Raw genomic sequence first — 15,010 nt, forward strand, 5'->3', positions numbered from 1 at the left:
GACGATGGAGGCCGCCGGATGCCGCGCCACCTGACCTCCCGCCTCGGCGAAGGCCTGATCGCGATCTGGGGCGTGGTCACGATCGTCTTCGTCGTCTCGCGGCTGCTCGGCGACCCCGCCGTGCTGCTGCTGCCGATCGGCGCGACGGAGGCGCAACTGCAGGAGCTGCGTACGCAGCTCGGGCTCGATCAGCCGCTGCTGCAGCAATACTTCACCTTCCTCCTCCATGCGCTGAAGGGCGACTTTGGCCAGTCCTTCCAGTTCGCGCGCCCGGCGCTCGACGTCGTCCTCGAAAGGCTGCCGGCGACGGCCTTGCTCGCCGGCTGCGCGCTCGCGATCGGCGTGCTGGTCGGCGGCCTCGCAGGCGCGCTCGCCGCGATCTATCGCGGCTCGGCGATCGAGGGGCTCGTCCTGCTGGTGGCGCTGCTCGGCCAGGCGACGCCCTCCTTCTGGCTCGGCATCATGCTGATCCTCTTCTTCGCTGTGCAGCTCGGCTGGTTCCCTACGGGCGGCTACGGCGAATGGCAGAACCTTGTCCTGCCGTCGGTGACGCTGGCCTGCTTTACGACCGCAAGCATCGCGCGCCTGCTCCGCTCCTCCATGCTCGACGTGATGCGGGACGACTACGTCCGCACGGCCTATGCGAAGGGCCTCGGCCCCCGCCGCATCTATATCTGGCATGTCGGCCGCAACTCGTTGATCCCCGTGGTGACCATGACCGGCATCCTGGCCGGCGAGCTTCTCGGCGGCGCCGCCGTGACCGAGACGGTCTTCGCCTGGCCGGGCGTCGGGCGATTGATCGTGCAGGCGATCGAGACCAAGGATTTTCCGGTCGTGCAGGCCGGCGTCGCCGTGGTCGCGACCATCTTCGTCCTGGTCAATCTCCTGGTCGACCTGCTCTACACCCTGATCGACCCACGCATCCGGCAGGAATCATGAGGCTCTTCTCGTTCCTGCGCCGCCAGCGTGCGAATTGGCTCGGCCTCACCGGTGCGGCGTTGCTGGTGCTCCTGCTGGCGTTGGCGCTCGCCGGGCCCTGGCTCGGCCTGCCCGACCCGACGCGTGGCGACCTGCGCGCCCGCATGATGGCGCCGACGATCTCCTGGACCGGGCTGGGCGTCCACCCCTTCGGGACCGACCAGCTCGGACGCGACATCCTGAGCCGTATCATCGCCGGCAGCCGCGTCACCCTGACGATCGCCGGCTCGGCCGTGATCCTCGGCGGCGTCGTCGGCGTGTTTATGGGCCTCGTCGCCGGCTATTTCGGCGGCTGGTATGACCGCGTGCTGATGCGCCTGGTCGACATCCAGCTCGCCTTCCCGCTGATGCTGCTGGCGCTTCTGGTCGTCGCCGCGCTCGGCCCAAGCCTGCACAACCTGATCGCGGTGCTCGCCCTGACGAGCTGGGTCCGCTATGCCCGCATCATCAGAGCCCAGGTCCTGACGGTCCGGGAGCGCGAATTCGTCCAGGCGGCTCTGGCGATGGGGGCGGGCCACGCCCGCCTGCTCTTGCGCCACATCCTGCCCAACGTCCTGACGCCGGTCTTCGTCGTCGCGACCCTCGAACTCGCGCGCACCATCGTGCTCGAAGCGGGCTTGAGCTTCCTTGGCCTCGGCATCCAGCCGCCCTCGCCGAGTTGGGGCCGGATGCTCGCCGACGGGCGCACCTATATCGCCAGCGCCTGGTGGATCATCACCCTGCCTGGCCTGGCTTTGATGTTGACGGTATTGAGCGTCAATCTCCTGGGCGACTGGCTGCGTGATTGGCTCGACCCGCGCGCGGAACGTCGCTGATCCATCAGCCGATAAGCCGCTCGCCCATGGCGGAAGCTCAATTCTTTTCGGAGCGATCCATAGCCGCCCCCCCTGTCCCAAATCCTTCTCCGGCAACCCTTCGGATAAGCCCGGCTCAGCGCAGTGTGGGGTCGAGCCGATCGCGCAGCCAGTCGCCGACGAGGCTGACCGCAAGCGTTGTCAGCACGATGGTGCAGGCCGGAGCCAGCATGATCCAGGGAGCACGCGTCAGATATTCGCGGCCATAGCCGACCATGTTGCCGAGGCTGGTCATCGGCGGCTGGACGCCGAGGCCCAGGAAGGACAGCCCGCTCTCCAGCAGGATCACCTCCGGGAAGGTCAACGTCATCGAGACGATCAGCGTCGAGGCGATGTTCGGCAGGATATGGCGCAGATAGACCCGCGAGGGACTCGCACCGATCTGGCGCACCGCCCCGGCATAGCCTTGCGCGCCAGCGGAGATGGCGAGCCCGCGCGCAATGCGGGCATAGCGCTCCCACCCATAGAGCCCCATCAGGCAGATGAAGAGCGGCAGCGCGTTTCCAAAGAAGGCCAGCACCGAGAGTGCCAGGATCAGGAAGGGCATCGCGGCCTGGAAATCGGCCAGCATCAACACGAATTGCTCGACCCAGCCGCGGAAATGCGCCGCGAGGAAGCCCATCAGCGTGCCAAGCGTGGCCGAAATGATCGTCGCGCCGAAGGCGACGAGCAGCGAAATGCGGATCGAGATGATCAGCCGCGAGAGCACGTCGCGGCCGAGTTCATCGGTCCCGAGCCAGTGCAGTGGATGGAAGGGCGGCGACAGCCGGTTGCGCAGGTCATATGCCGTGAAGCGATAGGGCGTGACCCAATCGGCGCTCAGGGCCAAAACGATGATGAAGCCGACCCAGACGATGCCGAACCAGACCAGCAGCGGGATGCGCTTCTTCGGCCTGGGAGCAACCTTCTCGCGGATGGCAGGTGGCGCGGCGGCTGTTACATCGGCCATTTCAATGCCCTCCTGCCCGGGCACCACTGCGCAGACGTGGATCGAGCACGCCGTAAAGCAGGTCGACGATCAAGTTGGCGCTGACCATGGTGATCGCGACCAGCAGCAGGATGCATTGCACCACCGCTAGATCGCGATTGGAGACTGCGACGACGAGCAGCCGACCGACGCCCGGCCAGGAAAACACGCTCTCGACCACGACTGCCCCTGCAATCAGGCTGCCGACCATAAAGCCGACGACGGTCACGGTCGGCACCGCCGCGTTCGGCAGCGCGTGCCCGCGCACGACCGCGGCCCAGGGCACGCCCTTGGCGCTGGCTGTGCGGATATAGGACTGGCCGAGCACCTCCAGCATGGCGCTGCGGGTGAAACGGGCCAGCACCGCCGCTCCGCCGATTCCGAGCGTCACCACCGGCAGAATGGCATGGCGCCAGCTCTCCTGCCCCCCCGAGGGCAACCAGCCGAGTTGCACCGAGAAGATCAGCACCAGCACGAGGCCGAGCACGAAGCTTGGAATGGTGAAGCCGGCGACCGCCGTGATCATGACGATGCGGTCGGTCAGGCTGTCGCGGTTCAATGCCGCGTATATGCCGGCCGGGATGCCGATGCCGAGCTTCAGCGCCAAGGCCGGCAAGGTCAGCGCCAGGGTCGCCGGGATGCGCTCGAGGACGAGCTGGATCGCCGGACGGCCATCGCGCATCGACTGACCGAGCTCGCCCTGCCCTATCGCCGTGAAGTAGCGCAGGTATTGCAGCCAGATCGGGTCGTCCAAGCCCCACGCCTTGCGGAAGGCAGCGATCGCCTCGGGCGGCGCGTCGGCGCTCATGATGATCAGCGCCGGATCGCCAGAGAGCCGGAGCACGACGAATGCGAAGGTGACGACAAGCGCAACGGTCAGCAGCGCGCGGGCGAGCCGGATCAGGAAAAAGCGCAGCATCAGCTCGCCGCCTTCAGGAAATTGGCCTGGTCCTGCGCGACATGGCAAGCGGTCAAGCGACCATCCGGCAGCGGCAGCAGCGCCGGACTCTCGACCTTGCAGCGATCGCGCGCGGCATGGCAGCGGGGATGGAAGGCGCAGCCCGAGGGGCGCGCCGCCGGGTTGGGCGGATCGCCCTGCAGCACGATGCGCGGGCGGGCTCGCCGGCCGGGAACCGGCGCGGCCGAGACCAGCGCCTCGGTATAAGGATGCGCCGGCGAGGAGAGCAGCAGATCGGCCTCGCCCTCCTCGACGATACGGCCAAGATACATCACCGCGACGCGGTGGCTGACTTGCCTGATGACCTTGAGATCGTGGCTGATGAAGAGCAGGCCCAGGCCCAGCTCCTGCTGAAGGTCGACCAGCAGGTTGATCACTTGCGCCTGAATGGAGACGTCGAGCGCCGAGACCGGCTCGTCGCAGACCAGCAGGTCCGGCGTGGTCGCGAGCGCGCGAGCGATCACGGCGCGCTGGCGCTGGCCGCCAGACAGCTCGTGCGGATAGCGCGCGCCCTGATCGGCCCGCAAACCCACCGACTGCAGCAGTTTCAGCGCCATGTCGCCGCGCGCCTTGGCCTCGCCGATTTCATGGACATCGTACGGCTCGCGCACCTGCTCGACGATAGAGAGCCGCCGGTCCAGCGCGCCGAGCGGGTCCTGGTAGATCATCTGCATGCGGGCGCGGATCTTGCGCCAATCGCCGGTGTCGAGTGTCGGCAACGGCGCGCCCTGGAACAGGACATCGCCCGCATCCGGCCTCTCCAGCCCGAGCGCGACGCGCCCGGTGGTCGACTTGCCCGAGCCGGACTCACCGACGACGCCAAGCGTCCTGCCGCGTTCGACCGTGAGTGACACTCCGTCGACGGCACGCACCTCGACGGGGCTGCCGAGCAAGCCGCGGCGCATCGTGTAGCGGCGCGAGACGTTGCGGACCTGAAGCACCGGCGCGCTCATGCGAACACGAACTCCGAGGTGCGCGCGGACTGTGCCTGCGCCGTCCGAACGCAGGCGGCGAAGCGGCCCGGCGCCTTCTGCACGAGCGGCGGCACGCCGGCATCGCAGAGCGCGCCATGACGCGGACAACGCGGCCCGAAGGCACAGCCCGGCGGCAGGTTCCAGGGCTCCGGCACATTGCCCTCGATCGGGCCGAGCCGGCGGCGCACGCCCTCCAGCGGCGGCAGCGCCGCGATGAGGCCCTGCGTGTAGGGATGCTGCGGCTGCTCGAACAGCTCGATCGAATCGGCCATCTCGATGATGCGCCCGGCATACATCACGCAGACGCGTTCACAGGTCTGCGAGATCACCCCCAGATCGTGGCTGATCAGCACCAGCGCCATGCCGGTCTCGCGTCGGATCAGCGTCAGCAATTCGAGAATCTGCGCCTGAATGGTGGCATCAAGCGCCGTGGTCGGCTCGTCAGCGACAAGAAGATCGGGGTTCCCCGCGAGCGCCATCGCGATCATCACACGCTGATTCTGGCCGCCCGAGAGCTCGTGAGGGAAGGCATCGAGGCGTCGCGCCGCGTCTGGAATGCCGACGAGGTCGAACAGGCGTTTCACCTCGGCCCTGATTGCGCTGCCGGAGAGACCGCGATGCAGCGCCAGGGCTTCACCGACTTGCCTGCCGAGTCTAATGACCGGATTGAGCGCGCTCGCCGGATCCTGGAAGATCATCGCGATGCGCCCGCCACGCACTTTATCGAGGACGTCGGCGTTGGCCTCGATCAGTTCGGTGCTGCCGAGCCTGACGCTGCCGGTGATGGCGGCCTTCTTCGGCAGCAGGCCAAGCGCCGCCAGCCAGGTCACCGATTTGCCGCAGCCGGATTCGCCGACGAGGCCGACCGCCTCCCCCGCCGCGACGGTCAGGTCGATGCCGTGCAGCACCTTGACCCCGTCGAAGGCGACGGTAAGCCCCCGGATCTCGACGAGCGGATTGTCGACGCTGCCGAACCTGTCGAGCCTCTCGCTCACGAGCGGACCCCACCCCAATTGCGGGCGCTGAAGTCCATGACGAAGGACTGCGCGGCCTTCCACTGGATGTCCCGGCGTTTGGCGGTGAAGTTCACGGTTTGGTGCAGCACGGTATAGGCAGGGTCCTCGCGCTCGCAGATTTCGAGCATGCGGCGGAATGCGGCGTTGCGCAGAGCCGGATCGGTTGAGCTCTCCATCAGGTCGGAGAGCTTGCCCATCTCGGCATTGCTCCACTCGCCGACCTGCCATTGCTGGCCGCTCGGGCCGTGGCTGGAGGTGATCGACGATACCGGATCGTTGAAGGACGCACCGTTCGACCAGGCGCGCACTGCCCGCTTCGGCCCCCTGGCGAGAACCTGGGGGAAGTTCTCCTTGCTCTCGATCTGGACGTTCATGCCGATCTGGCGCCAGCTCTCGGCTAGCACCTGCGCGGTCGCGGCCTGGTTGGTGTGGTAATTGTTGAGCAGACGATAAGGGATCGCCTCGCCCCAATAGCCGGACTGCTTCAACAGCCCGATGGCGAAACGCGGCAGGATCAGCATCCCGGCCGAGGCCGCGCCGAGCGCAAGCGCGTGGCGGCGAGTGTGTCCAGTCATCGAACGCTCCGGGTCGTCAAAACGAGGCGGCGCGCCCGTTGGAGGGCGCGCCGCGATTGTCGGGTCAGCTCTGCCGGCCCCAGTTGCCGGCGCGGAAATCCATCGCGAAGGCCGGTGCGGCTTTCCAGGCGATCGATTTCGGCTTGGCCGTGAAGGTCGCGTTCTGGTGCAACACGGTGTAGGCCGGGTCTTCGCGTTCGGCGATCTCCAGCATGCGCCGGAAGGCGGCCTTGCGGCGGGCGCGGTCGGTCGAGGTCTCCAGCTCGACCGAAAGCGTGTTCATCTCGGCATTCGTCCACTCGCCGGCCTGCTGCTGCTGGCCGTTGGGGCCGTGCTGGGCGACGATCGAGGAGACCGGATCGTTGAAAGGCGCCGAGTTCGACCAGTCGCGCACAGCGCGGGTCGGCGTGCGCTCGAGGATCTGCTGCCAGTTCTCGACCATCCGGATCTCGACGTTGAGGCCGGCCTCCTTCCACATCTCGACCAGGATCTGCGCGGTCGGAGTCTGGTTGGTGTAGTAGTTGTTGAGCAGGCGGTACGGGATCGGGTCACCCTTGTAGCCGGACTGCTTGACGAGATCGCGCGCCAGCTTGAGATCGAACGCCGGCACCGACCAGTCCTCGACGAACATCTCGCCATAATAGGGCCATTGCAGCCCCTTCGGCACCACGGCGCGGCCGGCCCAGAGCGAGTCGACGATCGTCTGCCGGTCGATCGAATGCGTCATGGCGCGGCGAACCAGCGGATTCTGCAGCTGGGCATGGCTCTTGTCGAAGACGGTCAGGCGGTGATTCAGGATCGTGCCGCCCTGCACCTCGAAGGCCGAATTCTTCTCGATCTGCGCAATCTGGTCCGGCGGGATGTCGCAGGCGAACTGATACTGGCCGGAGAGCAATCCGTTGATGCGCGAGGCGACTTCCGGCACCTCGACGAAGCGGATCGACTTCAGCGGCGGCCGGCCGCCCCAATATTCGTCATGGGCCTCGAGCAGCAGCGAGACGTCCGGACGGTATTCAGCGACCTTGTAAGGGCCGGTCGTGACCGGCTTCATCGCCCACTCATTGTAGGTCGCCGCCTCATCGAAGGCGCGCCGGTTCATGATCTCGCTGCCATAGCGCGAAATGCGACCCTCGATCGTCACGTCCGGGGTGCCGTTGACGAAGCGCACGGTGTGCTTGTCGACGATCTCGACGCCGAGCAGGGCCGGCCAGGAGCGGCGCGCCACCGCCGGTACTTCCGCCGGCAGCTCCTTGCTGGCGCGACCGCCGCCGACAACGAAATCGGCCGAGATGGTCTTGCCCGCAGCCGGCTGCGTGTCGCCGAACATGCGCTGCTTGCCGAAGGTGAAGGCAACGTCCTCGGCGGTGAGCTCGTCGCCATTGTGGAACTTCACGCCCTGGCGCAGCTTGAGTTCGACGGTCTTGTCGTCGATGCGCTTCCACTCCGTGGCGAGGCCGGGCACGGCGCCCAGACCGCCCAGCCAGTTGCGGCCGATCAACCCTTCCCAGAGCGACGAGAAGAAGATGCGCTCGCCGACATTGGACTGCTCGCGCAGCACGTCGAGCTGGTTGGAATTGGCGATTTTCTGGACCGCGATCGTGATCGAAGGCCGGCTGTCGGCCTGGGCGATCGCGAAGCGGGGCAGGATGAGGGCAGAGCCCCCGAGCGCTATTGCGCCGCGACGCGTGAGGGAACCGACCATTGTTCATCTCCAGATGGGGTGGCGTTGGGGTCGCGCTCTTCCAGCCCGCGCGGGCTGGAGCGGTAATGGGTCAGGGTCCTGTCAGCATGGGTCAGCCGCCAGGACAGGGCCTTCTGGGCGTAATCGCGCACCAGCGCGGCATAGGCGGGAGCGTCGGCCAGATTGACGAACTGGTGCGGATCGTTCGTCAGGTCGAAGAAGAGCGGCGGGAGCGCGGCGAAATGGACGTATTTGTAGTTTTCGTCCTGGATCACGCAGAGGCTTGACTGGTCCATGTGCAGGCCGAGCACCTGCTCCGGCTGCGAATAATGCACGTCACGGAAGTCGTATTCGTAATGCATCTCCGTCCGCCAATTCGCCGGACGGCCTTCGGCGAGGAAAGGCATGACCGAGCGCCCGTCGCAGGCGCGGGGCGCCTCGCCGCCGAGCCAGTCGAGGATCGTCGGCATCACGTCGACGCTCTCAGTAAAGGACGTTTCGATCGCGCCGCGGCGTTCGTGCGCGCCGCGCGGGTCCTTCACCACCAGAGGAATGCGGAAGCTCTCGTCGTTGAAGCCGATCTTGCCGAGCAGATGGTGGTCACCGAGTTGCTCGCCGTGGTCGCTGGTGAAGACGATCAGCGTGTCGTCCCACTGCCCGGTCTCATCGAGATAGGCGAACACCCGGCCGAGGCAGTCGTCGATCTCGGTGATCAGGCCGCAGTAGGTCGCGCGCATCTGGGCGATCTCGGCCGCATCCAGCGTCGCACCCGAGCCCTCGGCGCCATGGAAGAAGGAACCGCGCTTGATCGAGTCGACATAGAACCTGGTCAGCGGGTGTTGCGCGGCCTCGACCTCCGGCGATTCCGCCCGCACCAGAGCCGGCATATCTTCCGGCCGGTACATCGCGTGGTACGGCGCCGGCGCGACGAAGGGCGGATGCGGACGATAATAGCCGAGGTGCAGGAAGAAGGGCTTGCCCGCCCGGCCCTTGAGATAGGTCAGCGCCCGCTCGGTGAAAAAGGTCGAGTCCGAGAATTCCTTCGGGATGCGCGAGGGCTTGTCAGTCGCACCCGGGACCGAGTCCTCACCCTCAGGCAGCCAGATGTCCTCGCGCTTTTCGGGCAGCTTGAAGCCGTTCTGCTCCACCCAGCCGAAATAGCCGTCCATGTTCGGTTCGAAGGCGCCGACGGAACGAAACCCGTCCATCAGGTCGCCGAGCACGAGGAAGCGCGGATCGTTCTTCGCGGTCGTGCGCGGGTCCGGCGTTGTCGTGGTGTAGCCGATCAGAGCAGGGTCGTAACCGATCGCCCTGAGCGCCTTTCCCAGGTTGAAATGGCGCTGGTCGAGGGGCACCGTATTCTGCACGGCGCGATGGTTCATCAAATAGAGCCCGGTCAGCAGGCTGGCTCGCGCCGGACCGCAGGGAACGCAGGCGGTGACATGGTTGGCGAAGGTGACCCCTTCGGCACAGAGCCTGTCGAGATTGGGCGTCTTGAGGAAAGGCTCCTGACCGCGGGCACGCAGCAGATGCGGTACGAAATCGGCCCGCCATTGGTCGACGACGATCAGGAGAACGTTCTTACGTTTCATTGCCTTGCCTCGTGAAGTCACGTCCAGCTATCCGCCGCGGATGACGCCTGCGTGACTGCCCGACATCATTGTTCGGCCGTCAGAACCAGGCGGCGCCGGCGCGGTTACCGCGCTGGTGAGCAGCCCATGCCTGTTGCGGGGCCGGCTCGGTCGTCCCGACAAGGGCAAGGTGCAGCATGGCAGCCCCTGCATCGCGCGTGCGATCTCATCGATCCTGGCGGAGGCGAGCGTTCGCGGAACATCCCTTGCAGCTGCGGAGCCCCGTCAGCCGTTGCTCCGCACAGCTAGCAAACCGCTGGGTAAGAAGGGCTGGGATCGCAGGGCGGAGCTTCGATCGCCGAGGCGGAGCGACATCCGGCATCTCGACGAGGTCGCGGTCACCATTGCCGGCAAGAGCACTGGCTCGGGCGGGCTCTCGACCAGGATGGATACGTCGCGACGAAATCCTCCAGACCCGGCGCCACGCCAAGGCGGCGCGGCGTCTTCTGAAGAAGCAGGGCTATGCGCCCCGGTGCATGATCACCGACAAGCTCGGGCCTTGACGCCATCGCCCACAGGAAAGCCGTCGCCGGCGTCACGGCCCGAGCCTGTCATCGAGCCCGATGCACCTCTTGGCGGCCACCGGCGGCTATTGTGACGACGACCACCACGGTGTGTTCGCGCGCTGTCTTCTCAAGCCGATTCAACGGAGGCCTGGGACAGCGCGGCATTGAGGCCTGCGGCGAGGTCCGCGTCCAGCGGGGCGCCATCGATCCAGCAATGGCGCACGATCGCGATGCGGCCGGCATCGATCAGGCTGTTCTCGTCGCCCGGGCGGCTGGTATGCGGCCGGCCGCGACGGATGCGCCAGACGATGCGGTCGCCCTCCTCGGAATGGATGTCGGCCGCCCCTGCAATTTTGTCGCGGCCGATCGCGGCAAGGCCTATCTCGGCCGGCAGCTCCTTGGGCAGATTGACGCTGAGATAGGCACCCTCGCGGCTCCAGGCGGCGCGGCGCTGCCAGAGATTGTCGATCAGGGCCGCCAGTGCGGTGACATCGCGCTCCTCGGATGTCCCGCCCTTGGTGCGGGAGAAGCCGATGGCGGGGATATCCCAAAAACTCGCCTCGCGGGCGATCGAGAGCGTGCCGGAATAGGCGGCGTCCTCGGCGGCGTTGCGGCCGTCATTGACGCCGGAGAGCACGAGGTCCGGCTTGCCGCCGGCGCGAAACAGCACGGTCATCGCCGCGACGACGCAATCGGCCGGCGTCCCGTTCAATGCGTAGACCTGCGCTTCGCGGCGGGTCAGCGTCAGGTCGCGGTCGAAGGAGAGGTGATGGCTCGCCGCCGTCCATTTCCGCTCCGGCGCGACGACCCAGATGTCGGAGGCGACGCGGGCGGCGGCGCGGCGCAGCAGGGCGATGCCGGGGGCGTCGATGCCGTCGTCATTGGCGATCAGGATGCGCATGGGTCAGATCTCGATGACGTCGCCGGGCTTTAGGTTGGCGACGAGGCTTGGAATGTCGCCTGCGAGCGCCCGTGCAGTGGCCGCATCGCAGGAATGGGCGAGCACACGTTCCGCACCGCTTGCCATGGCAATGGCCGCGTTCTCGGGCAGGGTCGGATGGGTCGGGAAGCGCAGCCAGTCCGCCGTTCCGGCAGCACGCATCGCGTCGGCGGGGCTACCTTTGGGGACATGGCCGGTCAGCAGCACCGGGTGCCCGTCGCGGCGAGCCTGGGCAAGCGCGGCCTTGGACGGACCTGAGAGCCCCATGCCATCGTCGCAAAGCAGGGCCGCCGGCGGCAGCTTCTGCCCCTCTTCCCACAGTGACGCCTCGGCGAAGCGCGCCGACAGCAGGTCGACGCTCCCCGGTTTCAACCAGGCGGAGGCCGCGATCTGTTGAGCCAGTGCGGCGTGCATCGACTGGTGGATGGCGATCGGGCCTTCGATCAGCCCGATCAGCTCGATGGAACGGCCGGATAGCGGCGTCGGCAGCACGGCGCCTTGCGGATGCGCCGCGAGCCAGCGCCCGATGGCGGCGCCGCGTTCGGCCGCCGGGATGCGGTCATCGCCATAGGAGGCGTCGACCAGCAACAGGTCGCAAGGCGGCAGCGGATCCATGGCGAAGACTGGGCTCGCCGGCACCACATCGCCGCAATAGCCGACGCTGCGGCCCTCGGCGCTCAGATGGCACCAGACGCCGCCGACGACATGACCGCTGCGGCCGGTCCGGATCTCGATCGGGCCGAGCCTGAAATCCTGGCCAGCGACGATGATCTCGGGCGGGCTCTGCGCGGCAAGCGTACGCTCCTGCGGCGTCGCATAAGCCGCGAGCGTCGCATCGGTTTCGGCGGCGCTTTCGGCCGTCATCAGCACGCGGCCGGCAAATCCGTGGGCGAGGCACCAGCCCAGCGCCGCGACATGGTCCTCATGGGCATGGGTCACGATGATCGCATCGAGCCGCTTCAGCTCGTCCGGCGTGATCGCGGGGTAGTAGCCCGGCCCCCGCGGCGCGCTGGTGTCGACGCCGACATCGAGCAGAAGCCGGGTTCCGCCATGTTCGATACCGATGCAGGTCCGGCCCTTCTCGCCGACCCCGCCATGGATCCTGAGTTTCATACGGCCGGTCTCATGCGGCTTTGTCCATTGTCCCGGCCTCGGGGATGACCCAGCCATCATGGATCGCGATGCGGATCGCGTCGCCAGCCTGGGCCGGCGCGGGCTCGGCGGCGTCGAGATGCAGCACGAGGTCGTTGCTGGCGGCGGGAAGTGCCTCGAGCCGGAAGAAGCCGCCCTGATAGGACAGCCGTTCGACTGCGGCGGAAAGCCCCTCCTGTCCGGGGGAAGCAATGCCGATGTCGCGCGCCCGCAGGCAGAGCTTCACCTGGTCGGTCACCGCCTGATCCGGCCGGCAGCGCACCACCGCCTCGACACCGAGCACGCTGACCTTGCAGCGGCCGGCCTGGGGCGCCGACAGCACGGTTGCCGGCAGCACCATGCCGTCGCCGATGAAGCCGGCGACGGTGATGTTGGCAGGCTCGCGATAGAGCATCGAGGGCGTGGCGAGCTGCAGCAGCCGGCCGCGATCCATCACGGCGATGCGATCGGCCAGCGCCATCGCCTCGGCTTGATCATGGGTGATGTAGACCATGGTCGTGCCGGTGCGCTCATGGAAACGGGAGAACTCCTCCTCCATCGAGGCACGCAGATGCACATCGAGATTGGCGAGCGGCTCGTCGAGCAGAACGAGCGAGGGTTCGGTGACGAGGCAGCGGGCGAGCGCGACGCGCTGGCGCTGGCCGCCGGAGAGCATGCCCGGCCGACGCTCGGCGAAGCCGTTCAAGCCGACGAGATCGAGCGCCGCCGCGACGCGGCGAGCCCGCTCGGGATCACGCACGCCGGCGACGGTCAGGCCATAGGCGACGTTCTCCGCCACCGTCATATGCGGCCAGAGCGCATAGGACTGGAAGACGATGCCGAGCTTGCGATGCTCGGGCGGAACATGCTGCTCGGGCGAGGAGACGAGCCGGTCGCCGATGCGGATCGCGCCGCCGTCGAGCTTGTCGAAGCCGGCGATCTGGCGCAGCAGCGTGGTCTTGCCGCAGCCGGACGCACCGAGCACGGCCAGGAACTCGCCGTCCTCGACATCGATCGAGACGTCGTCGAGGGCGATATAGGAGCCGAAGCGCTTCTGCGCCCGGTCGATGGTCAGTCGCGCCACGGCAGGACTCCCTGGGGCAGTTTTTGGGCGAAGAGAGTGGTCGAAGCCATCAGGGCGACCGTGACGAGAACGGTGATCGTCGCCAGCGCCGAGGCATAGGTGGAGTCGCCGCCCTGCTCGAAGGAGAAGACGACGACGCCGAGTGTCTCGGCCCCGGAAGACCAGAGCAGCGCCGAGACGGTCAGCTCGTTGAAGGCGGTGAGGAAGATCAAGAGCGCGCCTGCCACCGCCGCCGGCGCAACCAGCGGGAAGATGATGGTGACGAGGCGGCGCGGCAGGCCGGCGCCGGCGATCTGCGCGGCCTCCTCCAGCGTGCGGTCGATCTGAAGATAACCGCTGACGATCGGCCGCAGGCCGAGCACGAGGAAGCGCGCGAGATAGGCGAAGACGATGATCCAGACAGTGTTGTAGAGGGAGACGCCGAGCACCGGCAGCGGCTTGAGGAAAAGCAGGATCGCGGCGATCGCGAGCACCACGCCAGGCATGGCATAGGGTAGCTCGGCGGCGAGGTTGAGCAACCTGAGCGCCCGCGACTTCTTCCAGACGATGAAGTAGCCCAGCGGGACGCAGATCAGCACGATCAGGATCGCTGCTCCCGCCGACATCAGGAAGCTGTTGACGAAGGCGCGCTTCGAGGCGGCGTGCTCGAAGAGGACATAGGCATAGTTGCCGAATGTCGCCGTCGCCGCATTGAGCGGCACGCCGAAGGCCGGGATCAGCGACGTGCTGAGCAGGCCGAGCAGCGGCAGAGCCAGGACGAGGATCGCGAAGGTCCAGAGCAGCGTCTCGACCGGCGCGCGCCAGCGCCCGAGCTCGAAGGGCCGCGCGGCGCTCGAAGTCGTGGTGATGCGGAAGTCGCGACGGCGCATCATGAAATCCTGCAGCAGGATGCCGGCCATGGCGATGACGCCGATCAGCAGCGACAGGATTGCGACTTCCGAGAGCACGCCCGGCCCGAGGCCCGCGAGGCGCTGGTAGATCAGCGTCGGCAGGACGAGGAAGTTGCCGGGGATGCCAAGGAAGGCCGGGATGCCGAAATTGCCGAGGCAGGAGACGAAGCAGAGCGCGATGCCGGCGACGAGCGGCGGGGTCATCAACGGCAGCACGACGGTGCGCAGCACGGTGAGCGGGCTGGCGCCGGCGGCAAGGCCGGCCTCGATCAATTCCTTGGGCAGGGCGCGCAGGCCGGCCCGCAGCGTCAGGAAGACCAGCGGCGCATATTGCAGGCCGAGCAGCAGGATGATGCCCTCGCGCGAATAGAGCGGATTGCGGCTGCCGAGCGGCGGCGCCATGCCGATCAGCTTCAGCAGCGTGCTCGACGGGCCGAAAAGCTGGAGCCAGGCCAGCGCCGTGACCTGCGGTGCGATCATCAGCGGCAGCACGAAGCAGAAGGTGAAGGCGTTGCGGGCGCGGATGTCGGTCAGCGTCGCCAGCAGCGCGACGGTACCGCCGATCAGAACCGCGAGCACGGTGCCGGATATCGCGGTGACCAGGCTGTTGGCGGTGGCCGTCCAGGTCGCCGGACTGGCGAACACCTTGCCGAGCGCCGTCGCCGAGAGCTGACCACCGGGGGCCAGCCCTTCGACGACCAGCCGCCCGATCGGCAGCAGCGAGAGCAGCGCGACGAGACCGACGAGGCCCCAGAGGAGCCCCGTCTCCTCGACGCGCGTGCGCAGCGTCGCGGTATCAGCGAGTGACATGCGCACCCGTCCGGG

Annotated in this window: 12 protein-coding genes and 2 pseudogenes; 3 read left to right on the plus strand and 11 right to left on the minus strand. The window is 67.4% G+C overall.

From position 1 onward, the window contains the following. The first annotated feature begins 18 nt into the window (after positions 1-18). Positions 19-939 (plus strand): ABC transporter permease, encoded by a 921-nt coding sequence (locus AC1DNE_RS21625; RefSeq protein WP_476841184.1) that lies wholly within the window; start codon positions 19-21, stop codon positions 937-939. Continuing rightward, positions 936-1,793: an ABC transporter permease gene (locus AC1DNE_RS21630; protein WP_476841185.1), complete on the plus strand. Its 858-nt coding sequence runs from the start codon at positions 936-938 to the stop codon at positions 1,791-1,793. The genes AC1DNE_RS21625 and AC1DNE_RS21630 overlap by 4 nt, the downstream gene beginning before the upstream one ends. A 115-nt stretch (positions 1,794-1,908) precedes the next feature. Here the strand turns inward: AC1DNE_RS21630 and AC1DNE_RS21635 are convergent, their stop codons facing one another. From AC1DNE_RS21635 to pehA, 7 genes and pseudogenes are all read right to left on the minus strand, one after another. Continuing rightward, positions 1,909-2,781 carry an ABC transporter permease gene (locus AC1DNE_RS21635; protein ID WP_441472386.1) on the minus strand — a complete coding sequence of 291 codons (873 nt, stop codon included), beginning with the start codon at positions 2,779-2,781 and terminating at the stop codon, positions 1,909-1,911. Between the two features lies 1 nt (position 2,782). Further along, the gene (locus AC1DNE_RS21640; RefSeq protein ID WP_441472385.1) at positions 2,783-3,718 is read right to left on the minus strand and encodes an ABC transporter permease; all 936 of its coding nucleotides are present in this window, start codon (positions 3,716-3,718) and stop codon (positions 2,783-2,785) included. Continuing rightward, entirely contained in the window at positions 3,718-4,710 is a 993-nt protein-coding gene (locus AC1DNE_RS21645) for an ABC transporter ATP-binding protein (protein ID WP_476766929.1), read from the minus strand. The genes AC1DNE_RS21640 and AC1DNE_RS21645 overlap by 1 nt, the downstream gene beginning before the upstream one ends. Next, entirely contained in the window at positions 4,707-5,726 is a 1,020-nt protein-coding gene (locus AC1DNE_RS21650) for an ABC transporter ATP-binding protein (protein ID WP_476766930.1), read from the minus strand. The genes AC1DNE_RS21645 and AC1DNE_RS21650 overlap by 4 nt, the downstream gene beginning before the upstream one ends. Then, positions 5,723-6,256: pseudogene (locus AC1DNE_RS21655) on the minus strand (ABC transporter substrate-binding protein); the annotation flags it as partial. The gene AC1DNE_RS21650 and the pseudogene AC1DNE_RS21655, both read right to left, overlap by 4 nt. 130 nt (positions 6,257-6,386) lie before the next feature. Then, complete coding sequence (locus AC1DNE_RS21660; RefSeq protein WP_476766931.1) at positions 6,387-8,024, minus strand: ABC transporter substrate-binding protein; 1,638 nt, start codon at positions 8,022-8,024, stop codon at positions 6,387-6,389. Beyond that, positions 7,991-9,595: a phosphoric/sulfuric ester hydrolase PehA gene (pehA, locus tag AC1DNE_RS21665; RefSeq protein ID WP_441472381.1), complete on the minus strand. Its 1,605-nt coding sequence runs from the start codon at positions 9,593-9,595 to the stop codon at positions 7,991-7,993. Before pehA ends, AC1DNE_RS21660 begins: the two co-directional genes overlap by 34 nt. 337 nt (positions 9,596-9,932) lie before the next feature. Here pehA and AC1DNE_RS21670 point away from each other — a divergent pair. After that, positions 9,933-10,128 (plus strand): annotated as a pseudogene (locus AC1DNE_RS21670) (DDE-type integrase/transposase/recombinase); the annotation flags it as partial. A gap of 139 nt (positions 10,129-10,267) precedes the next feature. On the opposite strand, the gene surE reads toward AC1DNE_RS21670, so the two are convergent. The 4 genes from surE to AC1DNE_RS21690 are packed head-to-tail and all read right to left on the minus strand — an operon-like array spanning position 10,268 to position 14,995. Continuing rightward, positions 10,268-11,041 carry a 5'/3'-nucleotidase SurE gene (gene surE / locus AC1DNE_RS21675; RefSeq protein ID WP_441472380.1) on the minus strand — a complete coding sequence of 258 codons (774 nt, stop codon included), beginning with the start codon at positions 11,039-11,041 and terminating at the stop codon, positions 10,268-10,270. A gap of 3 nt (positions 11,042-11,044) precedes the next feature. Continuing rightward, on the minus strand, positions 11,045-12,193 hold the full coding sequence (locus tag AC1DNE_RS21680) for an MBL fold metallo-hydrolase (protein WP_441472379.1): 1,149 nt from the start codon (positions 12,191-12,193) through the stop codon (positions 11,045-11,047). Positions 12,194-12,203: 10 nt separating this feature from the next. Next, complete coding sequence (locus tag AC1DNE_RS21685; protein ID WP_476841186.1) at positions 12,204-13,295, minus strand: ABC transporter ATP-binding protein; 1,092 nt, start codon at positions 13,293-13,295, stop codon at positions 12,204-12,206. Beyond that, entirely contained in the window at positions 13,283-14,995 is a 1,713-nt protein-coding gene (locus AC1DNE_RS21690) for an ABC transporter permease (RefSeq protein ID WP_441472377.1), read from the minus strand. Before AC1DNE_RS21690 ends, AC1DNE_RS21685 begins: the two co-directional genes overlap by 13 nt. Positions 14,996-15,010: the final 15 nt, after the last annotated feature.

This window comes from Allobosea sp. 05L423, assembly GCF_056397745.1.

Excerpts from the sequence above, each read along its gene's own strand:
- AC1DNE_RS21625 (WP_476841184.1), top strand. The coding sequence starts at position 19 with ATGCCGCGCCACCTGACCTCCCGCCTCGGCGAAGGCCTGATCGCGATC.
- AC1DNE_RS21630 (WP_476841185.1), top strand. The coding sequence starts at position 936 with ATGAGGCTCTTCTCGTTCCTGCGCCGCCAGCGTGCGAATTGGCTCGGC.
- AC1DNE_RS21635 (WP_441472386.1), bottom strand. The coding sequence starts at position 2,781 with ATGGCCGATGTAACAGCCGCCGCGCCACCTGCCATCCGCGAGAAGGTT.
- AC1DNE_RS21640 (WP_441472385.1), bottom strand. The coding sequence starts at position 3,718 with ATGCTGCGCTTTTTCCTGATCCGGCTCGCCCGCGCGCTGCTGACCGTT.
- AC1DNE_RS21645 (WP_476766929.1), bottom strand. The coding sequence starts at position 4,710 with ATGAGCGCGCCGGTGCTTCAGGTCCGCAACGTCTCGCGCCGCTACACG.
- AC1DNE_RS21660 (WP_476766931.1), bottom strand. The coding sequence starts at position 8,024 with ATGGTCGGTTCCCTCACGCGTCGCGGCGCAATAGCGCTCGGGGGCTCT.
- pehA (WP_441472381.1), bottom strand. The coding sequence starts at position 9,595 with ATGAAACGTAAGAACGTTCTCCTGATCGTCGTCGACCAATGGCGGGCC.
- surE (WP_441472380.1), bottom strand. The coding sequence starts at position 11,041 with ATGCGCATCCTGATCGCCAATGACGACGGCATCGACGCCCCCGGCATC.
- AC1DNE_RS21680 (WP_441472379.1), bottom strand. The coding sequence starts at position 12,193 with ATGAAACTCAGGATCCATGGCGGGGTCGGCGAGAAGGGCCGGACCTGC.
- AC1DNE_RS21690 (WP_441472377.1), bottom strand. The coding sequence starts at position 14,995 with ATGTCACTCGCTGATACCGCGACGCTGCGCACGCGCGTCGAGGAGACG.